This is a genomic window from Burkholderia sp. AU45251 (assembly GCF_030482905.1).
In the GTDB taxonomy this organism is placed as follows: domain Bacteria; phylum Pseudomonadota; class Gammaproteobacteria; order Burkholderiales; family Burkholderiaceae; genus Burkholderia; species Burkholderia aenigmatica.
In genome coordinates, this window is record NZ_JAUJQH010000006.1 from 103,194 (window position 1) to 130,059 (window position 26,866).

26 protein-coding genes and 1 riboswitch are annotated in these 26,866 nt (G+C 68.6%); of the genes, 15 read left to right on the forward strand and 11 right to left on the reverse strand.

Annotated elements, in window-relative coordinates; translation table 11 throughout:
* Positions 1 to 54: 54 nt before the first annotated feature.
* The 4 genes from QZM67_RS15285 (at position 55) to QZM67_RS15300 (ending at position 4,748) form a co-directional block, all read left to right on the forward strand.
* Positions 55 to 1,221, forward strand: a complete 1,167-nt coding sequence (locus QZM67_RS15285) for a CaiB/BaiF CoA-transferase family protein (protein ID WP_301804424.1) — start codon at positions 55 to 57, stop codon at positions 1,219 to 1,221.
* A 124-nt stretch (positions 1,222 to 1,345) separates the two neighbouring features.
* A complete protein-coding gene (locus QZM67_RS15290) occupies positions 1,346 to 2,647 on the forward strand; it encodes a CitMHS family transporter (RefSeq protein WP_301804428.1) in 1,302 nt (433 codons plus the stop codon).
* A gap of 130 nt (positions 2,648 to 2,777) precedes the next feature.
* Positions 2,778 to 3,944: an acyl-CoA dehydrogenase family protein gene (locus tag QZM67_RS15295; protein WP_301804430.1), complete on the forward strand. Its 1,167-nt coding sequence runs from the start codon at positions 2,778 to 2,780 to the stop codon at positions 3,942 to 3,944.
* Positions 3,945 to 4,004: 60 nt separating this feature from the next.
* On the forward strand, positions 4,005 to 4,748 hold the full coding sequence (locus tag QZM67_RS15300) for an IclR family transcriptional regulator (protein WP_301804432.1): 744 nt from the start codon (positions 4,005 to 4,007) through the stop codon (positions 4,746 to 4,748).
* A 105-nt stretch (positions 4,749 to 4,853) separates the two neighbouring features.
* Here the strand turns inward: QZM67_RS15300 and QZM67_RS15305 are convergent, their stop codons facing one another.
* Together QZM67_RS15305 and QZM67_RS15310 are read right to left on the reverse strand one after the other, a co-directional pair.
* Positions 4,854 to 6,209 carry a chitinase gene (locus tag QZM67_RS15305; RefSeq protein ID WP_301804436.1) on the reverse strand — a complete coding sequence of 452 codons (1,356 nt, stop codon included), beginning with the start codon at positions 6,207 to 6,209 and terminating at the stop codon, positions 4,854 to 4,856.
* 238 nt (positions 6,210 to 6,447) lie between these two features.
* A complete protein-coding gene (locus QZM67_RS15310; protein ID WP_301804439.1) occupies positions 6,448 to 7,350 on the reverse strand; it encodes a LysR substrate-binding domain-containing protein in 903 nt (300 codons plus the stop codon).
* A gap of 94 nt (positions 7,351 to 7,444) precedes the next feature.
* Between QZM67_RS15310 and QZM67_RS15315 the strand changes: the two genes are divergently transcribed.
* The gene (locus QZM67_RS15315; protein WP_301804443.1) at positions 7,445 to 8,653 is read left to right on the forward strand and encodes an MFS transporter; all 1,209 of its coding nucleotides are present in this window, start codon (positions 7,445 to 7,447) and stop codon (positions 8,651 to 8,653) included.
* Positions 8,654 to 8,659: 6 nt separating this feature from the next.
* Here QZM67_RS15315 and cobJ read toward each other — a convergent pair whose 3' ends face one another.
* The 4 genes from cobJ to cobG are packed head-to-tail and all read right to left on the reverse strand — an operon-like array spanning position 8,660 to position 13,125.
* Entirely contained in the window at positions 8,660 to 10,375 is a 1,716-nt protein-coding gene (gene cobJ / locus QZM67_RS15320) for a precorrin-3B C(17)-methyltransferase (protein WP_301804445.1), read from the reverse strand.
* Positions 10,372 to 11,106, reverse strand: coding sequence for a precorrin-2 C(20)-methyltransferase (locus QZM67_RS15325; RefSeq protein WP_301804448.1), 735 nt, complete (start codon positions 11,104 to 11,106; stop codon positions 10,372 to 10,374). The genes cobJ and QZM67_RS15325 overlap by 4 nt, the downstream gene beginning before the upstream one ends.
* Complete coding sequence (locus QZM67_RS15330; protein ID WP_122945354.1) at positions 11,103 to 11,729, reverse strand: precorrin-8X methylmutase; 627 nt, start codon at positions 11,727 to 11,729, stop codon at positions 11,103 to 11,105. Before QZM67_RS15330 ends, QZM67_RS15325 begins: the two co-directional genes overlap by 4 nt.
* Positions 11,722 to 13,125: a precorrin-3B synthase gene (cobG, locus tag QZM67_RS15335; protein WP_301804452.1), complete on the reverse strand. Its 1,404-nt coding sequence runs from the start codon at positions 13,123 to 13,125 to the stop codon at positions 11,722 to 11,724. The genes QZM67_RS15330 and cobG overlap by 8 nt, the downstream gene beginning before the upstream one ends.
* A 67-nt stretch (positions 13,126 to 13,192) precedes the next feature.
* A riboswitch (cobalamin riboswitch) is annotated at positions 13,193 to 13,384 on the reverse strand.
* A 142-nt stretch (positions 13,385 to 13,526) separates the two neighbouring features.
* Here cobG and QZM67_RS15340 point away from each other — a divergent pair.
* The 5 genes from QZM67_RS15340 (at position 13,527) to cobM (ending at position 17,804) form a co-directional block, all read left to right on the forward strand.
* Positions 13,527 to 13,823 (forward strand): hypothetical protein, encoded by a 297-nt coding sequence (locus QZM67_RS15340; protein ID WP_175022500.1) that lies wholly within the window; start codon positions 13,527 to 13,529, stop codon positions 13,821 to 13,823.
* Between the two features lie 130 nt (positions 13,824 to 13,953).
* On the forward strand, positions 13,954 to 15,216 hold the full coding sequence (gene cbiE, locus QZM67_RS15345) for a precorrin-6y C5,15-methyltransferase (decarboxylating) subunit CbiE (RefSeq protein ID WP_301804454.1): 1,263 nt from the start codon (positions 13,954 to 13,956) through the stop codon (positions 15,214 to 15,216).
* Positions 15,216 to 16,304: a cobalt-precorrin-5B (C(1))-methyltransferase gene (locus tag QZM67_RS15350; RefSeq protein ID WP_301804458.1), complete on the forward strand. Its 1,089-nt coding sequence runs from the start codon at positions 15,216 to 15,218 to the stop codon at positions 16,302 to 16,304. Before cbiE ends, QZM67_RS15350 begins: the two co-directional genes overlap by 1 nt.
* Positions 16,301 to 17,032, forward strand: a complete 732-nt coding sequence (locus QZM67_RS15355) for a cobalt-precorrin-6A reductase (protein ID WP_301804461.1) — start codon at positions 16,301 to 16,303, stop codon at positions 17,030 to 17,032. Before QZM67_RS15350 ends, QZM67_RS15355 begins: the two co-directional genes overlap by 4 nt.
* Before the next feature lie 43 nt (positions 17,033 to 17,075).
* Positions 17,076 to 17,804 carry a precorrin-4 C(11)-methyltransferase gene (cobM, locus tag QZM67_RS15360; RefSeq protein ID WP_301804464.1) on the forward strand — a complete coding sequence of 243 codons (729 nt, stop codon included), beginning with the start codon at positions 17,076 to 17,078 and terminating at the stop codon, positions 17,802 to 17,804.
* Here cobM and QZM67_RS15365 read toward each other — a convergent pair whose 3' ends face one another.
* The gene (locus QZM67_RS15365) at positions 17,805 to 18,716 is read right to left on the reverse strand and encodes a DMT family transporter (RefSeq protein ID WP_301804467.1); all 912 of its coding nucleotides are present in this window, start codon (positions 18,714 to 18,716) and stop codon (positions 17,805 to 17,807) included. It abuts the gene before it with no gap.
* A gap of 141 nt (positions 18,717 to 18,857) precedes the next feature.
* Between QZM67_RS15365 and QZM67_RS15370 the strand changes: the two genes are divergently transcribed.
* Positions 18,858 to 19,394 carry a MarR family winged helix-turn-helix transcriptional regulator gene (locus QZM67_RS15370; protein WP_301804470.1) on the forward strand — a complete coding sequence of 179 codons (537 nt, stop codon included), beginning with the start codon at positions 18,858 to 18,860 and terminating at the stop codon, positions 19,392 to 19,394.
* Positions 19,395 to 19,533: 139 nt separating this feature from the next.
* Positions 19,534 to 20,361: a hypothetical protein gene (locus QZM67_RS15375; protein ID WP_301804474.1), complete on the forward strand. Its 828-nt coding sequence runs from the start codon at positions 19,534 to 19,536 to the stop codon at positions 20,359 to 20,361.
* Positions 20,362 to 20,374: 13 nt separating this feature from the next.
* On the opposite strand, the gene QZM67_RS15380 is transcribed toward QZM67_RS15375, so the two are convergent.
* Positions 20,375 to 21,553, reverse strand: a complete 1,179-nt coding sequence (locus QZM67_RS15380) for an MFS transporter (protein ID WP_301804475.1) — start codon at positions 21,551 to 21,553, stop codon at positions 20,375 to 20,377.
* A gap of 130 nt (positions 21,554 to 21,683) precedes the next feature.
* On the opposite strand from QZM67_RS15380, the gene QZM67_RS15385 reads away from it, so the two are divergent.
* The gene (locus QZM67_RS15385) at positions 21,684 to 22,199 is read left to right on the forward strand and encodes a MarR family winged helix-turn-helix transcriptional regulator (RefSeq protein ID WP_301804478.1); all 516 of its coding nucleotides are present in this window, start codon (positions 21,684 to 21,686) and stop codon (positions 22,197 to 22,199) included.
* Positions 22,200 to 22,513: 314 nt separating this feature from the next.
* Here QZM67_RS15385 and QZM67_RS15390 read toward each other — a convergent pair whose 3' ends face one another.
* Positions 22,514 to 23,401 carry a LysR family transcriptional regulator gene (locus QZM67_RS15390; RefSeq protein ID WP_301804481.1) on the reverse strand — a complete coding sequence of 296 codons (888 nt, stop codon included), beginning with the start codon at positions 23,399 to 23,401 and terminating at the stop codon, positions 22,514 to 22,516.
* Positions 23,402 to 23,502: 101 nt separating this feature from the next.
* On the opposite strand from QZM67_RS15390, the gene QZM67_RS15395 reads away from it, so the two are divergent.
* Both QZM67_RS15395 and QZM67_RS15400 read left to right on the forward strand, forming a co-directional pair.
* Positions 23,503 to 23,934, forward strand: coding sequence for a DoxX family protein (locus QZM67_RS15395; protein ID WP_175026638.1), 432 nt, complete (start codon positions 23,503 to 23,505; stop codon positions 23,932 to 23,934).
* Positions 23,935 to 23,952: 18 nt separating this feature from the next.
* Positions 23,953 to 24,675, forward strand: coding sequence for a glutathione S-transferase family protein (locus tag QZM67_RS15400; protein WP_301804489.1), 723 nt, complete (start codon positions 23,953 to 23,955; stop codon positions 24,673 to 24,675).
* Between the two features lie 202 nt (positions 24,676 to 24,877).
* Here the strand turns inward: QZM67_RS15400 and QZM67_RS15405 are convergent, their stop codons facing one another.
* A complete protein-coding gene (locus tag QZM67_RS15405; RefSeq protein WP_301804492.1) occupies positions 24,878 to 25,888 on the reverse strand; it encodes a dienelactone hydrolase family protein in 1,011 nt (336 codons plus the stop codon).
* A 627-nt stretch (positions 25,889 to 26,515) separates the two neighbouring features.
* Positions 26,516 to 26,842: an EthD family reductase gene (locus tag QZM67_RS15410; protein ID WP_301804493.1), complete on the reverse strand. Its 327-nt coding sequence runs from the start codon at positions 26,840 to 26,842 to the stop codon at positions 26,516 to 26,518.
* Between the last annotated feature and the right edge of the window lie 24 nt (positions 26,843 to 26,866).

Below are 26,866 nucleotides of genomic sequence, written 5' to 3' on the forward strand. Positions count from 1 at the left end.
GCGCCGGGCCGCCGGAGCCGGCAGTCCGATCAACCGGAACCAGGAGCGGGACGCATGGCGGAACACGAGCAGCAGGGCGCGCTGGCGGGATTGCGCATCATCGATCTGTCGCGGGTGCTGGGCGGCCCGTATGCGACGCAGATCCTGGCCGACCACGGCGCGGAGGTGATCAAGGTCGAACCGCCGTCCGGCGACGAAACGCGCACCTGGGGCCCGCCGTTCGACGGCGATACCGCGTCGTACTTCCTCGGCGTGAACCGCAACAAGCTCGGCATTGCGCTCGACCTGACGCAGGCCGCCGACCGCGAGCGGCTGCTCGGCCTGCTCGAACATGCGGACGCCATCGTCGAGAACTTCAAGATCGGCACGATGGAGCGCTGGGGGCTCGGCTTCGACGCGCTGCACGCGCGCTTTCCGCGCCTCGTCCATTGCCGGGTATCGGGCTTCGGCGCGGACGGCCCGCTCGGCGGGCTGCCCGGCTACGACGCGGCCGTGCAGGCGCTCGCGGGGCTGATGAGCGTCAATGGCGAAGCCGGCGGCGCGCCGCTGCGGGTCGGCGTGCCGATCGTCGATCTCGTCACCGGGCTGAATGCGGCGCTCGGCGTGCTGATGGCGCTGCGTGAGCGCGACGCGAGCGGCCGCGGCCAGTTCGTCGAATCGACGCTGTTCGACTGCGCGCTGTCGATCCTGCATCCGCATACGCCGAACTTCTTCCATTCGGGGAATGCCCCCGTGCGCACCGGCAACGCGCATCCGAACATCACGCCGTACGACAGCTTTCCGACGGCGAGCGTCGACATCTTTCTGGCGGTGGGCAACAACGGGCAGTTCGCGGGGCTGTGCGACGTGCTCGGCACGCGCGACTGGCTCGACGATCCGCGCTTCGCGGACAACCGCGCGCGCAGCGCGAATCGCGCCGCGCTGCGCACGCTGCTCGAGACGGCGCTGGCCGGACACGACGGCGCGGCACTCGCCGAGCAGCTGATGCGCCGCGGCGTGCCGTGCGCGCCGGTGCTCGGGCTCGATGCCGCGCTCGACCATCCGCATGTCGCGCATCGGGAGATGAAAGTCGAACTGGGCCGGCATCGCGGCATCGCGTCGCCGATCAAGCTCGGCCGTACGCCGGCCACGTACCGGCGGCCGCCGCCTGCGCTGAACGAGCACGCGGCGCAGGTGTTCGCCGACGCAGACAACCACGACCACGACACACACCGGGACTGACCGGCATCGCGGCCGCCGGCCGTGCCGCGCGCCCGATGGCGCCGCACGGCCAAGCGTACCGCACGCCCCTTCGAACCCCACGCCGCGCCCCGCACGGGCGCACCGGCTGAAGAGGAGACGCATCATGCTTGCATGGATCGGCGCGATCGCCATCGTCGCGCTGTTCAGCCTGATCATCACGAAGCGGCTGTCGCCGCTCGTTGCGCTGATCGTCGTGCCGGTGGCCGCGTCGCTCGCGGCCGGTTTCGGGCTTGCGACCGGCAAGTTCATCGTGCACGGCGTCCAGAACATCGGCCCGATCGCCGGGATGTTCGTTTTTGCGATTCTTTTTTTCGGAATCCTCACGGATGCCGGCATGCTCGACCCGATCATCGCGGGCGTGCTGCGCGTGATCGGCTGCCATCCGCCGCGGATCGTGATGGGCTCGGCGCTGCTCGCGCTGCTGATTCATCTCGACGGCTCGGGCGCCGTCACGTTTCTCGTCACGCTGCCCGCGATGATGCCGCTCTATACGCGGCTCGGGATGGATCGCCGCATCCTCGCGTGCGTCGCATCGATGGCGGCCGGCGTCAATTTCCTGCCGTGGGTCGGGCCGATGCTGCGCGCGTCGGCGGCGCTGCATATTCCCGGTTCCGCGATCTTCATGCCGATGATTCCGGTGCAGATCGTCGGGCTCGTGTTCGTGTTCGGCACCGCATACGTGCTCGGCGTGCGCGAGGCGAAGCGGCTCGGGCTCGATCGTGCCGGTGCGGCGTCGCTCGCGATCGCGCCGCGCGCGCTGACCGATGCCGAACGCGCGTTGCGCCGGCCGGAGCGCTTCCGGATCAATCTCGTGCTGACGCTCGTCGTGCTCGTCACGCTCGTGTCCGGCATCGTCGACCCGATGGTGATGTTCATGCTCGGCACGGTCGCCGCGCTCGTGATCAATTACCCGGACGTGCAGGCCCAGCGCGAGCGGATCGACGCGCATGCCAAGGCCGCGCTGATGATGGCGAGCGTGCTGCTCGCGGCCGGCGCGTTCACCGGCATCATGTCCGGCACCGGGATGCTGAAGGCGATGGCGGACGTGGTCGTCGCGCACGTGCCGGTCGAGCACGCGCGCCACATGCCGTTCGTGCTCGGGCTGCTGTCGATGCCGCTCAGCCTGCTGTTCGACCCCGATTCGTTCTACTTCGGCGTGCTGCCGGTGCTCGCGGAAAGCGCGAAGCTGCTGGGCGTGTCGCCGATCCAGATGGCACAGGCCGCGCTGCTCGGCCAGATGACGACGGGTTTCCCGGTGAGCCCGCTCACGCCTGCGACGTTCCTGATCGTCGGCCTGACCGGTGTCGAGCTCGCCGAGCACCAGAAATTCACGATTCCGTTCCTGTTTGCCGCCACGGTGCTGATGGTGTTCGCCGCCGTGATCGTCGGGGTATTTCCGTTGTGAGCGGCCCAGGCCTGCCGCTTCGTGCCGGCGCACCCCGCGAGGGGACGTCGGTCGGCGCGGAAACCCTGGCGCCGCCTGGCGTTTCCTTGAGAGCGGCGCGGCCGCTCCGCTTTTTCCGGGAGAGCATTCCATGCAGTTTGACCTGACCGATGACCAGCGCGCGATCGAAAGCGCGATCGAGAAAATCTGCGCGCGCTTTGGCGACGACTACTGGCTCGAACGCGATCGCGCGGGCGGGTTTCCGGCCGATTTCCACGCGGCGCTCGCCGAGGCCGGCTGGCTCGGCATCGCGATGGATCCGGCTTACGGCGGTGCCGGGCTCGGGATGACCGAGGCCGCGCTGATGATGCGCACGATCAGCGCATCGGGTGCCGGCCTGTCCGGTGCGTCGGCCGTCCACATGAACATCTTCGGGCTGAATCCGGTGCAGGTATTCGGCAACGATGCGCAGAAGGCGCGCTTCCTGCCGCCGCTGATCGCCGGGCGCGACAAGGCGTGCTTCGCGGTGACGGAACCCGACGCGGGGCTCGACACCACGCACCTGACCACGCAGGCACGCCGCGACGGTGACCACTACGTGCTGAGCGGGCGCAAGATCTGGATCTCGACCGCGCAGGTCGCGAACAAGATGCTGATCATCGCGCGCACGACGCCGCTCGACCAGGTCGCGAAGCCGACCGACGGGCTGAGCCTGTTCTATACGGATCTCGACCGGTCTCGCGTCGAGGTGCGCGAGATCGAGAAGATGGGCCGCAAGGCGGTCGATTCGAACATGCTGTTCATCGACAACCTGCGCGTGCCGGAAGGCGACCTGATCGGTCACGAAGGCGACGGCTTCCGCTATTTGCTGCACGGGCTGAATCCCGAGCGGATCCTGATCGCCGCGGAGGCGATCGGGCTCGGGCAGGCCGCGCTGCGCCGCGCGACGCAGTACGCGTGCGAGCGCGTCGTGTTCGGCCGGCCGATCGGGCAGAACCAGTCGATCCAGCATCCGCTCGCGCTGGCGTGGATGCAGCTCGAGGCCGCGTGGCTGATGGTGATGAAGGCCGCGACGCGCTACGACGCGGGGCAGTCGTGCGGCGCGGAAGCGAACGCCGCGAAATACCTCGGCGCGGAAGCCGCGTTCCACGCATGTCAGACGGCGGTCGCGACGCACGGCGGGATGGGCTACGCGAAGGAATACCATGTCGAGCGCTACCTGCGCGAGTGTATGATTCCGAGGCTCGCGCCCGTGAGCCCGCAACTGATCCTGTGCTACATCGCAGAGAAGGTGCTCGGGCTGCCGAAGTCGTACTGACCGGTCCGACCCGGCGGCCGGCCCGGTGCGCGGTTTCCCGTTCCGAATCAAGCGCTCGTCATGGACGTCAAACTCGTTGCCCGCACGCTCGACCTGTTCGAGCTGTTCGCCGCCGAACGGCGGCCGCTGCCGCTCACCGAACTCGCGCGCCTGCTCAATGTGCCGGCGTCGAGCTGCCTCGCGATGGCGCGCACGCTCGTGAGCCGCGGCTACCTGTACGAAGTGCGCAAGCGCGGCGGCTACTACCCGACGCGCCGCCTGCAGACGATCGCCGCCGCGATCGACGCGACCGATCCGGTCGTCGACATCGTCCATCCGCATCTGGTCGCGCTGCGCGACGCGAGCCGCGAGACGGCCGTGCTCGGCAAGATCCAGGGCGTGTCGATCACGTACCTCGACGTCGTCGAATCGGAGCAGGCGATCCGCTATACGCGTGCGCCCGGCGAGCTGCGCCCGCTGCATGCGAACTCGATCGGCAAGGCGATTTTCGCGGAACTGGCCGGCGATGCGCAGCAGGTGCTCGGCGCGCAGTTGCCGTTCGAGCGCTTCACTGCTTCGACCGTGGCAGACCTGCCCGCGCTCGTCGCGCAAACCGCCGGGTTTCGCGAACTCGGCTGGGCCGAGAACTTCGGCGAGAGCGCGCCCGAGCTGTCGGCGATCGCGGTCGCGCTGACGCTCGACGGCGACTGGTACGGGTTGTCGGTGGTCGGGCCGACCGAGCGGATCCGCCAGCATCGCGATACGCATGCGGCGCTGCTCGTCGATGCGAAGGCCAGGCTGCTGGCCGAACACGCGCGCGGCTGACGGCGGGCAGGGCGCGCCGGCCTGCGAGCCGTCCGCCGGCGATCCGGTCGCGATCGTCGTGAACGGCCCCTGACGCGCTGGCCTAGCGACGGCCGCTCCGCGGCATCACGACTTCACCCACACACCGCCCGCACTCGGGTTGTCGCCTTGCGTCCACCATTTCGCGCAGTATTTCGCGCCCTGGTACATCACGCAGGTGCCGCCTGAATATCCGGTGGTCGCCGACCACGTGGCGGTGCCGCCACCGACCGCCTTCCACACGGCAGCCTGGCCGGGCACGTCGCCCTGTGTCCACCATTGCGCCTGATACGTGGTGCCCTGGTAGGTGACCGTCGCGCCGGCCGTATAGACCTGGCCGGCCGCCCAGGGTGCGCCCGGCTGCGGCGTGCCGCCGTTTGAGCCGCCGCCGTAGTTCGGATCCTGCGTGACGCCCGTTCCCCACTTGCCGTCGAGCTGCTTGAAGATCGTCGCGAACGCGTACGGCTGCTGCGCGACGCCCGAGCAGGTCGGCGACGCATAGGTGCCGCCGGACGGGCACGCCTGATCGCGGCCGACCGACCAGTTGCCGAAGAAGCCGTAGCCGTTGGCGACCGCCGCGTTCAGCACGCTCTGCGCATTCGCGAGCGTGAAGGTTTCGCCCTGCACGTCGTTCACGCCGATCATCGGCGTGACGCCGACCATCTGCCAGAGCTGGGCATTGGTCTTCGGCTGGCCGGCCGACTTGAAGGACGTATCGAGTTGCGAATAGAGCGCCTGCGCGGCGCTGATCGCGGCCGCGCCCATGTCGAGATTCGCGGGGCCGTAGTCCATCGCCATCACGTTCACCGCATCGAACACGGTCTGGTTCGAAATCGCCGCATTGACGATGTTCAGGCCGTCCTGCGTAAGCCCGGTCGGCATCGTCGGCAGCGTCAGCGTCACGTGCAGCGGCTTGCCTTTCGCCGCATAGCTCGCCTGCAATTGCGTGACCGCCTGGAAGTTGCGCGCGACAGCGGCCGTGTCGAGTTGCGACACGCCTTCGATGTCGAAGTCGATGTGCGTGAGGCCGTACGTGTCGATCACGGTCTGGTACGCGCTTGCCAGCGCGGGGACCGTCGAGCACGCCTGCATCAGCGGGGTGCCGTTCGCGCCGCCGAACGACACGGCGACTTCGCCGCCTTTCGCGCGATAACTCGCGATCGACGTCGACAGCGCGGTCAGCAGGCCTCCGCTCGCGCCATTGCCGATCGGCTGCACGCCGCCCCACGAGGGCGTACAGCCGCTGCCCGCGACCACGAACGCGAGCGTGAATTGCTGGATGCCTTGCCGGACGCCGATCTGGTCGACGAGCGGCGTCGGATAGAGCGTCACGTCGACATAGGGCGCATAGACGCCGGCGCCCTGGGACACGCTCGCGACGGCGAGCAGGCAACCCGCGGCAAGCGCGCGCGGAATGAAACACGGCAACACATTGTTGTGCATGGTGTTCTCCAAGTGGAAGAGAGATACGCTGGCCCGCGTATCGCCGCCCGGCAGGCAACCGGGTGTGCCGGCCCGACGGCGTGCCCATCTTGGAGGATTCGCGCCCGATAGGGAATAGTCAGGAGTTCTTTTTGTTATTTGATTCCCGGTACGTAACGATCTTGCCGATTCGACACCGTTGCGCAACGCCGGGCGGGCGATTTTTCCGCCTCGTGCCGATGTACGGCGCGCGCGCCGGTCAGGCCGACGCAGGCGGTTCGAGCGACCGGGCGAGGGCGACGAAACGTTCGATGCATGCGGATGCAAACGGCTCGCGCCACGACACGATCAGTTCGACCCGGCGCGTGTCGCTCAGCGGTACGTAGGTGACGCCCGGGCGTTGCAGCGTCGCGGTGAAACCCGGCACGATCGCGATGCCGCGCTCGGCGGCCACCAGCGACACGAGCGTCGTGATCTGCGATGCGGTCGGCCCGATGCGCGGCGCGAAACCGGCCTGCGCGCACAGATCGTCGAGCGCCGTCGTCAGCGCGGAGCCGAAGCCGGGCGGGAAGGTCACGAAGGTTTCGCCGGCGAGCGCGGCAAAGTCGACGCGCGTGCGCTCCGAAAGCGGATTGCCGGCCGGCACGGCCGCGACGAGCGGTTCGCGGGCGACGACGAACGACGGCACCGCTGCACCGGGCGCACGCGCCCACGACCAGCCGAACCCGACGTCCATCGCGCCGTCGGCGATCTGCTGGCGCTGACTGGCGGTCGACGCTTCGCGGAAGGCGAGCTCGACGTCCGGCATCGTGCGGCTCGCCTGACGGACGATGTCCGGGAACGTGTCGGACATCGGAATCGAGCTCGCGTAGCCGATCACGATGCGCCCGGCGATGCCCTGCGCCAGCTTGCGCGCGCTCGCCTCGGCCTCGGCAGCCGCGCTGACCACGTTGCGTGCATGTTCGAGGAATCGCTCGCCGTCGGGCGTCAGCCGCACCGCACGGGTCGAGCGCTCGAACAGCCGCACGCCGAGCTCGCTTTCCAGCGCGGCGATGTGGCGGGTCAGCGGCGGCTGCGCGACGCGCAGGCGTAACGCGGCACGCCCGAAATGCAGTTCGTCGGCAACGACCACGAAATAGCGAAGGCGGCGCAGGTCGAGCATTGTTGTCGTTCCGGTATCAATCGCGATGAAAACGGTATTGGCGTGCATGCGGCGCGCTCGTCAGACTGTCGGCATCGACGACCAGGCCGCTCCGATGAACGACAGGACCACGCGCATCGCGTTCTTTCTCTGCGGCTTTGCCGCGTTTCTCAATCTGTATTCGACGCAGGGCATCCTGCACGAACTCGCGGCCACCTTCGGCGTGAGCGCCGAGCGTGCAGGGCAGGGCGTGAGCGCCACCACGACGGCCGTCGCCATTATCGCGCCGTTCGTCGGCGTGCTGGCCGCACGCATCGAGCGACGCATCGCGATCTCGCTGGCGGCCGTGGCGGTCGCGCTGCCGGTCGTGTGGTCCGCGCATGCGGGCAGTTTCGCGTCGTTTCTCGGCGCGCGCTTCGCGGCCGGCCTGGTCATGCCGTTCGTCTTCGCGCTGTCGATCGCCTATATCGCCGAGCGCTTCGATCGCGGCACGTCGGCCGAGATCAGTGCGCTGTTCGTTGCCGGCACGACGCTCGGCGGGTTCGCCGGCCGCTTCGCGACCAACCTGATGACGTCGATCTGGGGCTGGCGGCATGCGCTCGACGTCGTCGCGGCGCTGTGTCTCGTCACGGGCATCGCGATCTACGCGAGCCTGCCGGCGTCCGGTGCGATCGCGCGGCGCGCCGAGCACGAAGCGGATGCCGGTGCGGGGCCGTCTTGGCGCATCGTCACGCGCGGCCCGCTGCTCGCGTCGTTCGCGATCGGCGCGTGTGTACTCGCGTCGCAGGTCGCGACGTTCACGTTCGTCGGCCTGCGCCTTGCGCGCGCGCCGTTCGGCTTCGGTACGGTCGGGATCGGCGCGATCTATGCGGTGTTTCTGGTGGCGGTGGTCGTGACCCCGCTGGCTGGGCGCCTCGCGCGGCATCGCGGCCCGCGCGCGCCGGGGCTTGCCGCGGCCGCGCTCGCGATCGGCGGGGCGTTGCTGACGCTGTCCGACACCGTGCCGGTGATCCTGGCGGGCCTCGCGCTCAGCTCGACCGCCGTGTTCGTCGAACAGGCGTCGGCCAACACGTTCATCTCGCAGGCGGCGTCGAGCGCGCGCTCGACAGCGATCGGCATCTACCTGTCCTGCTATTACTTCGGCGGCAGCCTCGGCTCGATCCTGCCGGTGCCCGGCTGGCATCGGTGGGGATGGGCCGGCTGCGTCGCGTTCGTGGTCGCGGCACAGGCCATCGTCGGTGTGCTCGTGTACCGGTTCTGGCGAGCGGGTGGCGCGACCGGCATCGCGGATGCCGGCACGCGCGGCGTCACGCCGACGCGCTGACCGGGTTCAGCGATACCAGCGCGGCGTATAGACCCATTCGCGTGCGTTGCCGATCGCAAAGCGGCGCGTCGTCGACGAGCCGACGATCACCATCGTGCGCATGTCGACCTGGTCGCTGCGCAGCGCGCCGAGCGTCGTCGTCGTGAGCGTCGCACCCGGCCGGCCGATGTCGCGGCCGAGCACGACCACCGTATCGGCCGTGCGGTGCGCGCGCACGACATCGAGCGCGCGATCGAGCTGCCACGGCCGCGCACGCGAGATCGGGTTGTAGAACGCCATCACGAGATCGGCCTGCGCCGCATGCCGCAGCCGCGTCTCGATCACGTCCCACGGCTTCAGGTTGTCGGACAGCGAAATCGCGCAGAAATCGTGGCCGAGCGGCGCGCCAGCCTGCGCGGCCGTCGCGAGCGACGCCGAGATGCCGGGCTCCACGCGCAGGTCGACCGCCGCCCAGTGCGGATCGCGCGCTTCGTCGAGCGCTTCGAGCACGGCCGCGGCCATCGCGAACACACCCGGATCGCCCGACGACACCACGGCGACACGCCGGCCCTCCGCCGCGAGTTCGAACGCATGGCGTGCGCGCTGCATCTCCTCGCGATTGTCGGTGCCGTGCACGCGCTGGTCGTCGCGGAACGGGCCGGCCATGTCCACGTAGGTCGTGTAGCCGAGGATGTCGGTCGCTTCCGCGAGCGCGGCGCGCGCGGCCGGCGTGAGCCACGCGGCGCCGCCCGGGCCGAGCCCGAGCACCGTCAGGCGGCCGCGCGCGCGGCCGAGCGTGGCGGGATCGACCGGATGCGACGCGACCGCGCATGCGATGCCGTTCGTCGTCGCGCGCAGCGTATGCACGACGCGCAACGCGCGGCCGAGCAGTGCGGCCGCATCGGTTGTCGCGCCGCCGTCACCGTCGGTATCGACAAAGCGCAGCGGTGCGTCGAGCGTTTGCGCCGCTTCTTCCAGCCCGCCATCACCGATTGCCGATGCGGGCGCGACGATGGCCGCGAGCGCCAGCCGCGCGAGACCGTGCGCTTCGAGTGCGGCGTCGATGCGCGCGGCGAGCGCTTCATCGCCGTGGATAGCCGGTGCATCGACACCGACCACCACGCTGCGCGGATGAATCACGAGTTCGTCGCGCGTGCCGGGCCATGCATCGGGTGTCACGCGGATCGCATGCGCGGCCGCGTCGTCGCGCGGCAGCGCGACATCGTCGAGCCACGGCGCCGCGCCATCGATGCGCGTCGACGCACCCGCGAGCAGATCGGACACGAAGCGCTTGCCCTGGGCGAGATCGGCGAGCGCATAGCCTTCCGGCGGATTGAGCACGCACGCGCCGAAGCGCAGTTCGCCGCTCGTCGTGATCGCCGGCGCGACGCCGACGCATGCGGCGATTTCGCGCGCGATCACGTTGACGCCCGTCAGCCCGCCGAGCAGCGGCACGACCGCCGAACCGTCTTCCGCCACCGCGAGCACGGGCGGCTCGACGCCCTTGTCGGCCAGCGCGGGGGCGAGGCAGCGGATCACGATGCCGGCTGCGCACAGCGCGACGATCGGCAGGCCGCGGGCATAGAGTTCGCGCAAGTGCGCACCGAGATCGTCGAACGGCACGTCGGCCGCGACGCGCGACGCGAGGCCATGTACGAGCGCACCCGGATAGCGCGCCTGGATGCGCCGCGCGGTATCGAGCGCGCCCGTGCCGAGAATCACGATCGCGGGCGGCGTCGTCATCCTTGCCATTTTTCCCCCGGTACGACGAGAAGCGAGAAATACGGCGACGCCATCGGATCGACTTCGTCGAGCGGCACGATGCGCTGGCTCGCCATCGTCGCGCGCTCGACATACAGCGCGCGCTTCGCGAGCCCCAGCCCGTCGAGCACGCGCCGCACCTTGTCGAAATTGCGGCCGAGCTTCATCACGACGGCCGCGTCGGCCCGCGCAAGCCGCTCGCGCAGTTCGTGCTCGGGCAGCACGCCCGACAGCACCGACAGGCTCTGGTTGCGATAGACGAGCGGCTGGCCGAGCACGGCGGTGCCGCCGAGCATCGCGCATACGCCGGGGATTACCTCGGTGTCGTAGCGCGGCGCGAGGCGGTCGTGCAGGTACATGTACGAACCGTAGAAGAACGGGTCACCTTCGCAGATCACCGCGACGTCGCGGCCCGCGTCGAGGTGCGCGGCAACGATTTCGGCGGCCGTATCGTAGAAGTCGGCGATCACCGTCTCGTAGCACAGCGGCGGCGGCAGTGCCTCGGTCGTCACCGGATAGACGAGCGGCAGTTGCGTCTGCCCGTCCTGCAGGTGTGCTTCGACGATGCCGTATGCATTGCCTTTCTTGCCCTTCGCGACGAAATACGCGACCACCGGCGCGGCCTGCAGCACGCGCAGCGCCTTGATCGTCATCAGTTCAGGATCGCCGGGGCCGACGCCGACCCCGAACAGGCGTCCGCGTGCGCGCTTCATTCGACCTCCGTCGCGAGCGCGTTGACTGCGGCAGCCGCCATCGCGCTGCCGCCGCGCCGGCCGAGCAGCGCGACGTACGGCACGCCGCGGCTGTCGGCATCGAGCAGCGCCTTCGATTCGGCCGCACCGATGAAGCCGACCGGGAAACCGAGGATCAGCGCGGGGCGCGGCGCGCCGGCGTCGATCATGTCGAGCAGGTGGAACAGCGCGGTCGGCGCATTGCCGATCACGACGACGCTGCCCGCGAGATGCGGACGCCACAGTTCGAGTGCGGCAGCCGAACGCGTGTTGCCGAGATGCCGGGCGAGATCGGGCACCTCCGGCTCGCCGAGCGTGCAGATCACGCGATTGTCGGCCGGCAGCCGCGCGCGCGTGATGCCTTCGGCGACCATCCTCGCGTCGCACAGGATCGGCGCGCCGGCGGCAAGGGCCGCGCGGCCCGCCGTGCCGGCGCCGGCCGAGAAGCGCAGGTCGTAGACGACGTCGACCATCCCGCACGCATGAATCACGCGCACCGCGAGTTTCTCGAGGTCGGGCGGAACCTGCGACAGGTCGGCCTCGGCGCGGATCGTCGCGAACGACTGGCGGTAGATTTCCTGCCCATCGCGAATGTAGTCAAGCATCGGTGGTGTCCTGGCTGTGCCGCGCGCCCGTCAGTCGGGCCGCGGCCTGGTCAATCGTCAGATGGCGCGCGAGTGGGGCACCGAGGCCCGCAGCGGCGTCGCGCCGGTAAAGGTCGTAGTGCGCGGGCGCAACCGCGACGAGCGTGTGCGTCGCGGGATGCGGCAGTGCGCAGTGGCGTTCGCAGCCGGTCAGGTGCACGTCGACCGCGTGGCCGATGCGCGCGGCGAGTGCGAGCGCGTCGTGTTTGGTGTCGGCGCGCGCTTTCGCGCAACCCGCGCTGCCGGTGCACGCGACGAGCGTCGCGAGCGGATCGGACGGCGCGCAGACGAGGCCGAGCGACGCAAGCGCATCGAGCGAGGCCGGCGCGCGCTCGCGCGATACGCCGTGCATGAACACGCCTTGCCAGGGCGTCATCGACAGCGTGCCGTCGCCGTCGGTTTCGGCCAGCGTGGCGAGCCGTTCCAGTTGGGTTGCATCGAGCCGGCCGAGCGCGAATTGTGCGCCGATGTTGCAGCGCGCCGCATCGAGCGACGGGCGTACGCCGAAACGCAGCGCCTCGTCGGTGTGCGAGCGGCGCCAGCCGGCGAGCGCCGGATCGGCCGTGAGCGGGAAGGGCGCATGGTGCTGCGCGCGTTCGAGCAGCGCGCGTTCACCGCATGTTGCAAGCAGGGCGCGCATCCGCGTGACGTCGGCCGGCGCAAGATCGAGGAACGCGAGCAGCAGCGCGCGCACCAGCGCGACACCTTGATCGGGCGCTACATCGACCGAAGCGGGTGGATCGCCATGTGCGACCGGCGGGCAGCCGGCCAGCCCGGCTGCGAGGCGCACTGCGCCGTCGCCGCGACGCCATGCGGCCAGCCAGATGTCGTGCGGATGATCGAGCGCCGCCACCGATTCGCCGCCGTCGAGCTGGATCGAGAATTTCGGCGACAGTTCGCCGCGACGTGGCTCGCGCGCCAGCATGTCGAAGAGTGGCGCGGCGAGCGTGCGGCTGTCGATGAGCGCGGCGGGGTCGTGGCCGGCGAGCGGGCTGAGCATCAGGTTGCGGACGTCGTCGCTCGTGGCGAGCGCGACCGCATCGGCGGCAGCGTCTGCGGTTGCATCGACGGACGGGCCGAGACCCGCGTCGAGCAACGCGCGCGTCAGCGCGTCGGCCGCACCGTCGCGAATGCCGCGTAGCTGGAGATTCGCGCGATTGGTCGCGTCGATCGTGCCGGAGCCGAAGGCACGCGCGGCGGCGGCGATCGCACGCGCCTGGCGCGCATCGAGCCGGCCGCCCGGCAGCTTGATCCGGCACAGCCCGCCGTCGGCGGCCGCGACTACGCGCACGAGCCCCGGGCAGGCCGACGGGCGCGTGACGGGCGACGCAGGAATCGAAACGGGGGCGGAACTCAACGGGGTACCGGGACAGTGTCGCGCCGCGGCCAACGCATCGGTACACCCCGCCCGACGCCGACTGGCACGCACGCACTTTCAGGCCGGCAGGTCTCCTGGCTGACAGGTCCGCGCCGGCTCCCTGCCTTCCCGGTGGAACCAGTGGCATGAGGGGGAGATCGGCTCGCTGTCTACAGTTGCGGGGGCAGCCACAGCGGCGCGTGGCGCGCCCTGTGTTCCCTCTTCGGCCCCGAAGGGCACCGGCGAACGAACGGCCGTAGGATACCCGATTTTCACGACGATCCGGCATCGGGAATTCGCCGCGCAACCGCGTCGCAGCACGGCCGCAGCCGGGTTTGCACTGTCTCGCAAATGGTACGATTGGCAGCTCGACATCAGATCGGCGACTGCCGGCATTCGCGATGAAACTCGCCAGGACGGAGCTGTTCGGCATGGGCATTGCACTGGGCTTGCTGGCCATCCCGGCATGGATGCTGCTCGAGGGCATGCTGATCCCGCTTGCACCGTTGGCCGAGTGGCCGAAGAATGTCGCGCTCGCCGGTCTCGGCATGCCGATCGTGGCGGGCGGAACGTTCCTGTACCGGAAAACCGATGCACGCTCGCTCATGTGGCTGCTGCTCGGCTGGCTGCTGATCGCGTCGATCGGCGGCATGATTCTGGCCTTGCTGACGTTTGTCGTCGGCGTGCCGCTCGGCTGACGTCGTAGTTGTAGCCGCATCGCACCGGCTGGCGGGCGATGCGCACCGCACATGAACGGATCAACGCGCGGCGGCCCGGCAGCCGCGCATTGCAACAAACGGTAGGAAATCGAACGATGGGGAAGGGTGCATGACGGCGTGGCTGACGGTAGTGGGCATCGGCGACGACGGTTACGCGGGGCTCGGACGCAGCGCGCGCCGCGCGCTGCTCGACGCGACGCTCGTCGTCGGCGCGAAGCGGCATCTCGACATGCTGCCCGCGCGGCTGCCGGCCGCGCGTGAAGCGTGGCCGTCGCCATTCGATCTCGCGGGCGTGCTCGCGCGGCGCGCGTCGCCGGTCTGCGTGCTCGCCAGCGGCGACCCGATGCTGTTCGGCGTCGGCGCCACGCTCGCGCGCACGCTGTCCCCGGACGAATGGCGCGTGCTGCCCGCGCCGTCGTCGCTGTCGCTGGCGGCCGCGCGCCTCGGCTGGGCGCTGCAGGATGTCGGCGCGGTCTCGCTCGTCGGCCGGCCGCTTGCGACGCTCGCGCGTCACCTGCTGCCCGGCCGCCGCCTGTTCGTGTTGAGTGCCGACGGCCGGACGCCGGCCGCCGTCGCGGCCGAGCTCGTCGCGCGCGGCTTCGGGCCGACGCGCGTCAGCGTGTTCGAACATCTGGGCGGCCCGCTCGAGCGGCGTCTCGACGGGCTGGCACAGGACTGGCGCGTCGACGAAACGGCCGCGCTCAATCTCGTCGCACTCGACTGCCAGGCCGGCCCCGACGCGCCGCGCCGCGCGCTCACGCCGGGCCTGCCCGACGATGCGTTCCGTCACGACGGCCAGCTCACCAAGCGCGACCTGCGCGCGATGACGCTCGGGCGCCTCGCACCCGCGCCCGGCGAGCTGCTGTGGGACGTCGGCGCCGGCAGCGGCTCGATCGGCATCGAATGGATGCGCGCGCATCCGTCCTGCCAGGCGATCGCGATCGAAGCGCATGCGGAGCGACAGCGCTTCATCGAGCACAACCGTGACGCGCTCGGCGTGCCGGGCCTGCAACTCGTCGCCGGCCGCGCGCCCGATGCGCTCGCGGGGCTCGCCGCGCCCGACGCGATCTTCATCGGCGGCGGGGCGACCGCGCCGGGCGTGCTCGATGCTTGCTGGGCATCCTTGAAGCCCGGCGGCCGGCTGGTCGCGAACGCGGTCACGCTGCAGGGCGAGATGGCGCTTGCCGCCTGGCGCGATGCGCACGGCGGCACGCTCACGCGCGTGTCGCTCGCACATGCCGAGCCGCTCGGCCGCTTCGATACGTGGCGGCAGCCGTTGCCGGTCACGCTGTACGACGTGCGCAAGCCCGACGCGGCCGACACGACCGAATCGCCGGCCATGACGAACGCGACGAACGCAACGGACGCGTGATGCGCGACGAGACCCCCGAACAGCCCGCGCCACTACGCTTCGGCTATACGACCGGCAGTTGCGCGACCGCGACGTCGCTCGCCGCCGCGCGGTTGCTGCTCGCGGGCCTGGCGGACGATGCGGTCGAGATCGTGCTGCCGAAGGGGCAGCGCGTGATGATGCGGCTCGAGTTCTGCCGGGCCACCGCCGACGGTGCGGAAGCCGGCACGATCAAGGATGCCGGCGACGATCCGGACGTCACGCACGGCGCGCTGATCTTCGCGCGTGTCGCGCTCGCGGCCGTACCCGGCGTGCGGTTTCATGCGGGGCCCGGCGTCGGCACGGTCACGCGCGCGGGGCTGACGCTGCCGGTCGGCGAACCGGCGATCAACCCGGTGCCGCGACAGATGATGACGACGCACCTGGAGGCGCTGGCGGCCGAGCATGGCTATGCGGGCGGCTTCGACGTGACGATCGGCGTCGAAGGCGGCGAAGCGCTCGCGCTGAAGACGATGAACCCGCGCCTCGGCATCGTCGGCGGGCTGTCGATCCTCGGCACGACCGGCATCGTGCGGCCGTTCTCCTGCTCGGCCTATATCGCGTCGATCCACCAGGGCATCGACGTCGCGCGGGCGAACGGCATCGCGCACATTGCCGCGTGCACGGGCAACGCGAGCGAGGACGCGATGCGCGCGCACTACCAACTGCCCGACATGGCGCTGATCGAGATGGGCGATTTCGCGGGCGCGGTGCTCAAGCACCTGCGGCGCGCACCGATCGCGCGGCTGTCGATGTGCGGCGGCTTCGGCAAGCTCAGCAAGCTCGCCGCCGGCCATCTCGACCTGCATAGCCGCCATTCGAGCATCGACCTGCCGCTGCTCGCGCAGTGGGCGGCCGAGGCGGGCGCAAGCGACACGCTGCAGGCCGCAATGCGTGCCGCGAACACGAGCCAGGAAGCATTGAAGCTCGCGCACGCCGACGGCGTGCCGCTCGGCGATCTCGTCTGCGCGCACGCGCTGCGCGTCGCGCGCGACATCGTGCCGCCGTCGGTCGCCGTCGAGATGTTCGCGATCGACCGGCAGGGCCGCTTCGTCGGGGAGGCGCGATGAGCACGCGCATCCTGCTGCTCGGCGGCACCGGCGACGCACTGAAAATCGCACGCGCACTCGGGCCCCGTCACGTCTACAGCCTGGCCGGCCTCGGCAAGGTGCCCGACGACCTGCGCTGCGACGTGCGCGTCGGCGGCTTCGGCGGTGCTGCCGGGCTGGCCGCGTATCTGCGCAGCGCCGGCATCGGTCTCGTGATCGATGCGACGCATCCCTATGCCGCGCAGATCAGCGCGAACGCCGCCGCCGCGACGCGTGAAGCGGGCGTGCCGCTGTGGGCGCTGCGCCGCGCGCCGTGGTCGCCGCAACCCGGCGACGACTGGCGCATGGTCGACGACTGGGCCGGCATCGAAGCCGCGCTCGCGCCGTTCAAGCGGCCGCTGTTCACGCTCGGCCGCGAACCGCTCGCGCATCTCGACGCGATCCCGCCACACCAGTTCTGGCTCGTGCGCTGCCTCGACGCGCATCCCGGCAACGCACGGGCGCAGATCGTCGCCGCGCGCGGGCCATTCACGCTCGACGGCGAGCGCGCGCTGTTCGCGCTGATGGGCATCGACGTCGTCGTCAGCAAGAACAGCGGCGGCGCGGCCACCGAAGCCAAGCTCGACGTCGCGCGCGAACGCAGGCTGCCGGTCGTGATGCTGCGCCGGCCGCCGCTGCCCGACGCCGACCGTGCGTTCGACTCGGCCGCGGCGCTCATCGACGCGCTCGATCCGGCCGCGCGCGCATGACGCCGCGCGGCCAGTCATCCCATGAATTGACGGAGATTTTTCGATGACGGTGTATTTCATCGGCGCGGGTCCCGGCGACCCGGAGCTGATCACGGTGAAGGGCCAGCGCCTCGTGCGCACGTGCCCGGTGATCCTGTATGCGGGCTCGCTGGTGCCGGCCGCCGTGCTCGACGGCCATCGCGCGGAACAGGTCGTCAATACGGCCGAGCTCGACCTCGACGCAATCGTTGCGCTGCTCGCCGGCGCCCATGCGAAAGGGCAGGACGTCGCCCGCGTACATTCGGGCGACCCATCGCTGTACGGCGCGATCGGCGAGCAGATCCGCCGCCTCAAGACGCTCGGGATTCCGTACGAAATCGTACCTGGCGTGACCGCCACGGCCGCGTGCGCGGCCACGCTCGGCGTCGAGCTGACGCTGCCCGGCGTCGCGCAGACGGTGATCCTCACGCGCTTCGCGGGCAAGACGACGATGCCGGAAGGCGAAGCGCTCGGCTCGCTCGCCGCGCACCGCGCGACGCTCGCGATCCATCTCGGCGTGCGCCATCTCGCCCGCATCGTCGACGAAGTGCTGCCGCATTACGGCGCCGATTGCCCGGTCGCGGTGATCTATCGCGCGAGCTGGCCCGACGAGGAACGCGTGACGGGCACGCTCGCCGACATCGTCGCCAGGGTGCAGAGCACGCAGATCGAGCGCACCGCGTTGATCCTGATCGGGCGCGTGCTGGACGCCGAAGGGTTCGCGGATTCGACGCTGTACGCGAGCGCGGGCTGATCACGCGCGGGCGGGCGCGAGCCCGGTACGGCGTTCGCGCAGGTGCGTGTAGAGCGCCGCGCCGATCGTGATTGCGCCGCCGACGAAATAGATCGGCGAGGCCGATTCGCCGAGGATCAGGATCGACGCGGCGATGCCCACGACGGGAATCAGGTTGAGTACGACCACGCTCCAGTACGATGCGTTGTCGCGCGCGCCGCGAAAATAGAACAGGAACGCGAGCGTAAACTGCAGCACGCCGATCGCCAGCGCGGGCCACACGGCCGGCCACGCCGGCAACCGGAGCGGGCCGCCGCGGCCCGCATCGACGCCGAGCAGCACGAGCGCCAGCAGCAGCGAGCCGGCCTGCTGGATCAGCAGCATCGCGGTCGTGGACGGAAGCGTCACGGCCTGCGTCGACAATGACACGTACAGCGCGGCCACCATCACGCCGGCGAACACGAACGCATCGCCGCGCAGCGACGCGTGCCCGTCCGCCGACGGGTCGCCGAGCGTGATGACGACGACACCCAGCAACGCGACGACGCCCGCCACCAGCAGCCGCCTGTCGACCTTGAACCGGAACAGCGCGATGTTGAACGCGAGGATGCCGAGCGGTTCGAGCGCGAAGATCACCGCCGTGTGCAACGCGGACGTGGATTGCATGCCGACGAACCCGAGGTAGTACGCGCCGCATGGTTCGAGCATGCCGATCAGCGCGACGACGGCGAGCTGCGCCGGCGCGATGCCTGTCAGGCTCACGCGTTGCGCGACGGCGAGACAGGCGAGCACCGTGACGCTGGCGGCGATCTGCAGCACGATGAGCCACGCGGGCGACAGGGCCGGCAGCACCATCTTGCTGAACGGAATGGCGACGCCCCAGCACAGCGTCGCCATGATCAGATATCCGGTCTTGCGCGTGTTGCCGTTCATGCGTGGACTCCACTCGGCCTGTCGACCCGTAGAATGCGGGCGTGCGGCCGCCCGGATCGAGCGGGCCGCGCCGCGGCTGACATCGGTGAAACGATCGGTTAAATTATATGCGTGACGCACACATATACTAGGAGCGCCTACGTGAAAAAGCAACGCCTGAACAATTTACTGGGCGCGCTTGCGCTCGGGCTGAACGATCGGGTAGAGGACGCAATCGCGCGCGACACGGGGCTGCACGGGTCGAGCGTGGATGCGCTGGTGCTGCTGTCGCAATCTCATGCGCTGACGATCGACGCGCTGGCGCGGCAATTGATGCTCGTGCATTCGTCGGCCGTGCGGCTTGCCGAGCGGATGGCGCAGGAAGGGCTCGTCACGCGCGAGCCCGGCGACGACAAGCGCACCGTCGTGCTGACGCTGACCGAGGCGGGGCACGATGCGGTGCAGCAGGTGCTTGCCGCGCGCGGCACGGCGATCGCGGATCTCACGCGCACGCTAACGCCCGAGCAATGCGCGCAGCTCATGCCGATCTGCGAGCAACTGGTCGGCGCGCTCGCCGACGACATGTCGAGCGCGATCCGCGTGTGCCGTCAGTGCGACGAAGACGCGTGCGACCTGCGGCGCTGCCCGTCTGAACGCGCCTATCGGCGGTTCCTGGCGGAACAGGAAGCGGGCGACTGAGAACGGTGCAGTGTCTGGGCGAGGCGGGCGCTTTCAGGCAGACTGGGCCACTTCGCGGGATCACGGCGCGCCAACCACCTTACAAGGACACCATTGAATGGGTACCCGTATTCGATCGGGCATTGTCGGCCTGGCGGGATTGACGGCCGCGCTGCTGGCGGCATCCGCGGTCAACGCCGCCGGTGAAGCCACCGAAGCCCGCGCCGTGCCGTTCGTCGCGGTCGCGAAAACCGCCGTGCCCGATCGCGACTGGCCGCGCAAGGTTTGCGCGTTGGCGTCGGCATCGTGCGGCGCGCCCGGCCAGTCAGGCGATGCGGACAACGCGCCGTCGCTGTACCGGGTCAGGAACGACGCGTCGGGCATCTACTACGCGATCCTGCCAGGCCCGCAGCTGCTGAAAGTGAGCTTCGTGCCTGCCGCCGGCTGGAAGGTCGTTCAGCAGTGGAATTTCTCCGACTACCAGCCCGCCGACCGGGGCGCAGGCGACGGCGATCCGCCACCGCTCCAGATCTACCCCGCGCTGTACCCGCTGGGCGGCGAGCGCTTCGCGGTCGCGGTGCTGGCCGGTTGGTCCGAAAGCTATTCAGGCGGAGGCGGAAGCTGGGAAAACGCCGACTTCGTCGAACTGCGGCCGAACGGCGGCCATGCCCGCACGCCACGCGTCTCGAAGCTCCCGTTCAGCTGCGACAAGCAGATTCGGGCCTGCTTCTCCGAGCACGACTATCAGCACTCGCCGCATTGCAGCGAAGACTTCGACGGTTCGCTGCGGCTGCGCTTCGTGCCCGGAGCGAGCGCCGGCAATCTCGACTGGATCGCCACGTGGAAGGAGAGCCACTGGCCCGGCCAGGAACCGCGCAGCAAAACCGGGCATACGTCGGTTTCCGTCACGCTGCCGGCAGGGCGGGACCCGGTCGCCGCAGGCCACGCGCTGCGCGACAAGATCCCGTTTTGCGAGCCCGTCAACTGAGCGGCGGCCGCCGCTACGCGCGCGCGGCGTGCAGCGCCCGCTTCGGTGCAAAGCCTGCCGCCAGCGCGAACAGCGCGACACACAGGCAGGCCATCGCGATCCACGCGGGTGACAGGTCCGCGAGATGCTGGCGCACGATGCCTGCCGCGAACGGGAACAGCCCGGCGATCAGGTAGCCGATGCCCTGCACGAACCCCGTCAGCGATGCGGCATCGGCCGGCGTCGCCGCGTGGTCGACCGTGACGATCAGCGACAGCGGAAACAGCGCGCCGATCCCCGCACCCATCAGCAGCGCGGCCGGCAGCGCGAGCGCTTCGGGCGCGGCCAGCATCACCAGCAAGCCGACGAACAGCGATGCGATCGCCGCATGCAGCGCGGGCCGGCGATCGGGCAGGCGGTCGATCATCGCCGAGATCGTCAGCCCCGCGACGACTTCCGCGAGCGTCACGCCGCCGAGCAGGCTGCCGGCCGCCGTCGGCGACCAGCCGAGCCGCATGTAGTAAGGCGGCAGCCACGCGAGCACGAGCGTGTACGCGCCCGTCGCGATGCCGAAGAACAGCGCGAGTCGCCACGCACGCGGCGAGCGCGACGGTTGCGCATTCGATGCCGACGCCGGCCCGCCGGCGAGCGCGTCGCCGCCGCGGCTGGCCAGCGGCCACGCCAGCGCGGCCACCGCGGCCGGCAGCGCCCAGCCCGCGAGCGCGACGAGCCAGCCCCAGCGGGCCGCGGCGAACGGCGCGACGACGCTCGCGAGCACGGCGCCACCCATGATCGACGTCGAATAGACGCCCATCGCACCGCCGATCCGCGTCGAGAAATGCGCCTTCACGAAGCCGGGCAGCAGCGCCTGCACCATCGCGATCCCGACGCCCGCGCAGCAGGCGCTCGCGAGCAGCAGCCACGCGTGCTGCGCGCCGACGCGCGACACGCAGGCCAGCCCGATCAGCGCGACGCCGAGCCAGACGCCGCCCGCGATGCCGGTTACGCGCTGCAAGCGTCGCGCACTCAGCGCGCCGAGCCCCATCAGCAGGATCGGGATCGTCGTCAGCAGGCTGGCCGCACCGTCGCCGATGCCGGTTGCGCGCTGGATCATGTCGAGCAGCGGGCCGACCGCGGCAAGCGCCGGCCGCAGGTTCAGCCCGACGAGCACGATGGCGGCCAGCCGCCATCCGGGGGAAGTGAAGCGTTTCATCAAGAGGCCCTCGAAATCGGTGCGCGGGCCCCGGTGAGGCGCCGCGCGTTTTTCATGTAAAGTATCTCGACATCAAGATAAACGCCGATTTATCTCGACGTCAAGATAACTGCCAAGCCGAGGAGGGTTAATGGATCGAGCCGCGCATGCGCTCGCACAATGGCGCACCGAGCGTCCGGATCTCGACGCGTCGTCGATGGTGGTGATGGGGCGGCTGCAGGAAGCCGCGCTCGTGATCGCGCGCGACCGTCTCAATCCGCTGTTTGCGCGCTACGGGATGCAGCCGGGCGAATTCGACGTGCTCGCGACGCTGCGGCGCGGCGGAGCGCCGTTCGCGCTGACGCCGACGGCGCTGTACGACGCGCTGATGATGTCGTCGGGCGGGATGACCGCACGCATCGACCGGCTGCAGAAGGCCGGCTGGGTGGAGCGCCGGCCAAACCCGGCCGACGGGCGCGGCACGCTCGTCGCACTGACGGATACCGGTCGTGCGCTGATCGATGAGGCGGTTGTCGCGCATATCGACAACCAGCGTGAACTGCTGGCCGTGCTGTCGGACGCGGAACAGGCGCAGTTGTCGCAACTGCTGGAAAAGCTGCTGGCGGGGCTGGGAGACGGGGTGCCGAAAGGGGCGGAAGGAAAGTAGCGCTGAGGAATGCGTGACGCACACGTACGCGGCGGGTAAAAAATTCCTTCGTGAATTTTCGTGGGCGTCGCTTGCCGACCCGTTGCGGACCGTCGGCGCATGCATGGGAGCGTCCGTTGAGTCCTGGAAAGCGGTCGCTCGAGGTATGGTCCCGACACGCAACGCAACCATTGCTGGCCGGAGTTGCGGATGACATTCATTGTCGTCAGCCGCTCGCAGGGCAGGGCGAGCCTCGCCGTACGTTAGTGTCGCTGCAACTGTTCGAGCAGGGCAGGCGAGCACTCGGTCGGCCACGGGAAGCTGCGCTTTTCCGATCAGATCCTCAGGGTCGAGGACAAGTGCTTGAACACGGCCGACACCCGCCGCAAGTGCCTTGATTCCCGGTGCGTCAGCACCCACAGCTCGGTCTGGCAATCGTGCAGCACGTCGGTCAGCTGGACGAGGTCGGTGCGATTGCGCGTCAGGAAGGTGGGCAAGATGCCTACGCCCATGCCCAGGGCGACCAGCTCCATGACGGTCAGGATGCTGTTGACCTTGTAGTGTGGAATCACCTTCCGGAAATGGCGTTTGCGCCAGATGACGGACGGATGGCCCGGTAACGAATCGTCAGGGGCAATCCAGCGCGCCTTGCCCGCCATGACGTCTTCATAACCCGGCGCGGTACGGCAGCTGGACGCGAAAAGCGCAACCTGTATTGGGCCGACGTGCTTGCCGACCAGGTATTCCGGTGGCTGCGTCGTGACGCGAACAGCGATGTCGGCATCCCGGCGCCCGAGGTCGGCAATTTCATTTCCGGTGTGCAATTCGTACGCCAGCAACGGGTGCGTGGCTTCCAGCCGCTTGAGCGCCGGCCCCACCAGTGCGTGCAGGATCGTGTCGGTCGTCGTAATCCGAACCGTACCCGCCACCTGCTCGGGAACGTGTTGCGCGATCGAGCGGGCCGACTCGATTTGCACTTCCACTTGCTCGGCATGTTCGGCCAGCGCAAGCGCGAGTTCCATTGCACGGTAGCCGGAGCGTGTGCGTTCGAACAGGCGCTGCTCCAGGCCGCGCTCTATCCGTTGCAGGTTGCGAAAAACCGTCGACGCATCCACCCCCAGCCGCTCGCCGGCCTGTGCCAGCGTGCCGGCGCGGGAAAGCGTCAGGATCGTTTCAAGGTCCACAGCACTCAGTTTGAACTGCATTCTCAGGTTCCAGATCATTGCATTTTCGCAATGCATGATTGTAATCGTGTGAGTATCGAGCGCGTATGCGCAATGATAAATTGGGCGCCTGTCTGCTAACTTCTCTCAAAGGCACGGCCATGAATTCATTGACTGCTGCGAACGATACCTCTGCCACGTATGGCGTCTTGCTGCTTCGCGTCGCGTTGGGGGTGATGTGGATTGCTCACGCATTGCTGAAATTACTTGTCTTCACGCTGCCGGGCACTGCGCAATATTTTCAGAGCGTCGGTTTCCCGGGCTTTCTGGCTTACCCCGTGTTCGCTGCCGAACTGGCGGGCGGCGTCGCGCTCATACTGGGAATCTACGCTCGTCAGATCGCACTGCTGCTGGTGCCGGTCATGGCATGCGCGGCATCGGTTCATTTGCGCAACGGCTGGGTGCATACGAGCCCGGGGGGCGGCTGGGAATATCCGGTGTTCCTGATCATCGCGTCAGTCGCTGTCTGGCTGCTTGGCGATGGAGCGCTGGCGTTGCATCGCAGCGCGCGCTTCTCGCCCGGTGCGGCCTGAGACCGAGGGGGCGATGTCATGAATACCACCTCGTATCACCTCGTCAGTCATGTGCTTTGTCCGTACGTGCAGCGCGCAGTGATCGTGCTGACGGAAAAAGGAGTGTCGTTCGAGCGCACGGACGTCGACCTGAGCAACAAGCCTGATTGGTTTCGCGGGATTTCACCGTTAGGCAAGACGCCGGTGCTGGTCGTCTCTGGCGTACCGATCTTCGAGTCGGCCGTGATTTGCGACTATCTCGACGAGACGCTCGAACCGCGGCTGCATCCGCTCGGCCCGCTCGAACGCGCACGGCACCGCGCGTGGATCGAGTTTTCGTCGGCACTGTTGAACGCGATCGGGGGCTTCTACATCGCTCCGGACGAATCGGCCCTGAACGCAAAAGTCCGAGATATTCGCGCGCGAATCGAGCAGTTGGAGAGCGCTCTGAGCACCGGTCCGTATTTTGGTGGAGAGCGCTTCAGCATCGTCGATGCCGCTTTCGGTCCGGTGTTCCGCTACTTCGATGTGTTCGAGCGGATCGACGATTTCGGATTTTTCGCGGGCGTGCCCAGGGTCAGCGCGTGGCGGAAACGGCTCGCCGAGCGGCCGTCCGTTCACGCAGCAGTCCGGGCGGATTATCCACAGTTGCTGATCGATTTCCTGCGCGAGCGCGGCTCGGCCCTGTCAGCGCGCATCCGCACTCAGGGGTTGCCTGCGCCTAATCCGGCCCAGAACTGGACTGAGTCACGACACCCCTGAAACCCCCAACAAGGATCCGTTTCATTCTCGTTTGGATTACGCTGTCGGCCGGCGACACGTATCTCGGCAAGGTGGGAGGCGCCGGCCAGCTGACTCGGGTGTCAGTTGTTTGCGACAAAGCGGCCAGTGGCAGCGTCGAAGAAATCGACTGCGTCTGGCTCCCCCGCCTCACAGTCGCGCCTTCCATGTCATCGTTACGGAATTAGTTCGGCGGGCGTGCCGGTTTGAGTGTGGCAGCAACAAGTTCCGCCACCGCCCGTCGGGCTGCCTTCGCTGCCGTCTCGTCATACGCGATAGTGGCGCCACGTTCGACACAGGGGTCGTCATACGAGAAAGGTTGGTTGGTCTTAGCATTGAAAATCTGGCCGTTGTCACCTTCCACCCATCGGCAATTGCGCATTGTCTGGGCTTGCCGCAACTTCACCGGCGGCCTGAACGCGCGTCCGTCGAACACATGACCGGCGCCGGGATATTCCGTAAGGCGAATGTCTTTGCCTTTGGCTTTTAGCCGTTCGACATAGGCTCGGCATGGCGCAACAGGCGCGTAATTGTCGTCAGTACCGTGAAACACGCGCACCGGCTGAGACACAATGTCTTCGTCGTCTCGGAAGGCGTAGGTACAATCCGGATAGAAAGCAACATAGGCCGCGAAATGTGCGCCCGACGCATCAGCATGCATCCGCTGAAAACGCGTCAGGCTCGCGTAAAGCGCATTTTGGCCGCCTCGGGAAAGCCCCATCAGCATGATCCGGCTGGGGTCAATTCTTGGGTGCGTGGCCAGCAGTGCGAGCGCTCGGTACGCATCCTCGGTTTGCGCCAAGCGACCGAGCTGGGACTGGTCGTCGTTCACATTGACGATGCCGCGAGCCGCGAAGCTGTCAATGACGAAGGTGGCAACGCCCAGCGCAAGAAACTCCTGCTCCCAATCCAGAACATAATTGCCGACGCCGCCTGAACCGTGCAGCAGGATAACCAGTGGAAACCGCTCATTGCCTGAGCGAGGCAGACGCAGTTCGCCAGCGATGGTGACGGGCTTGCCATCCTCGCGGCCGACCAGGAATTCCTGGTCTGTCAATGTGAGTGACTCAAACGGGATGACTTCCATGCGCGCAACCTGCGCATATCCGGTATGCGCGAGCGAGACGAGGAGAATACAGGCTGCGACGAGGACCATACGACGGCGACATGCGCCATACCATTCTGCAGTAAGCATACCGAGGTCCTTTAATCATGAATTCGTCGGCGACTTGCTCCGAGTAGCATAGTCCGGATTCGGGAACTTACAACGTCCACCGAACCAGATGCGGGCCTGGCTCTCACGATAGCCGCGAGTCGGGCTTCAGGGTGCAAAGGAGACGGCAGACAGGGACCATGCGATGACGGCGCTCCCGTCCGATAAGACGGATGACTCGGCGGTAAAGACAGCAATGGTCACAGCAAGAACTGTCAGCTAACCCACACAAAATGGCCGCTTGAATGACCACGTGACGGTCATGGCGACCGGCGACTACTGGCCGGCACCGGCCGGTCGTGATCTCCGGCAACTGGCCGAACGGCGAACGTCGAGCGCTCTCGTGCGACCCGCCGGCAAACTCAGGCGCCCATCGCGGTCCACGTGGCAATCCGCGAATGCGCGCCAAAGCGATCCGTACCAAGCCGTGATGACCTCGACGCCAGGTACGAGGGGCGGTGAGGGTGCATACCGCATGGTCGGCGTAAAGCGCGAGGTCATGCTTGCGACCACGTGGGTCATTGAAGGGGTGGAGCGCTGGACAAGCACCGCCTTGTTGCCCGGGTACGCGATACGCGGAGGCGGTGCTTCGCGAGATCCGAACCTTGGTCAGATGTCCGAACGCTCCACGACCACCTCACTGATTTGCAGCACGGGTTGTATATCCGTGTAATTGGCGATGTCGGCCATGATCTCCTGCGCGTGCGGGTCGCGGGCTGCCTGGAAAGCTTCGACCGACGTGCAGACGAAGTCGCACTTGGCCACGTATGCAGGGGCCGTGCCCGGCGCACCGCCTGCGATGCCCTTGTCCACCGTGTAGTACAGACATGCAGCGCCGAGCCGCTGCTTCACCATTGGCATATGCCTTTCGCGATAGTAAGCGTGATCGAATCGCGCGCCTGCGGCGTACGGGTACATGACACTGACTTTGATCATCGGGTTCTCCTGTTGTTGCACGGT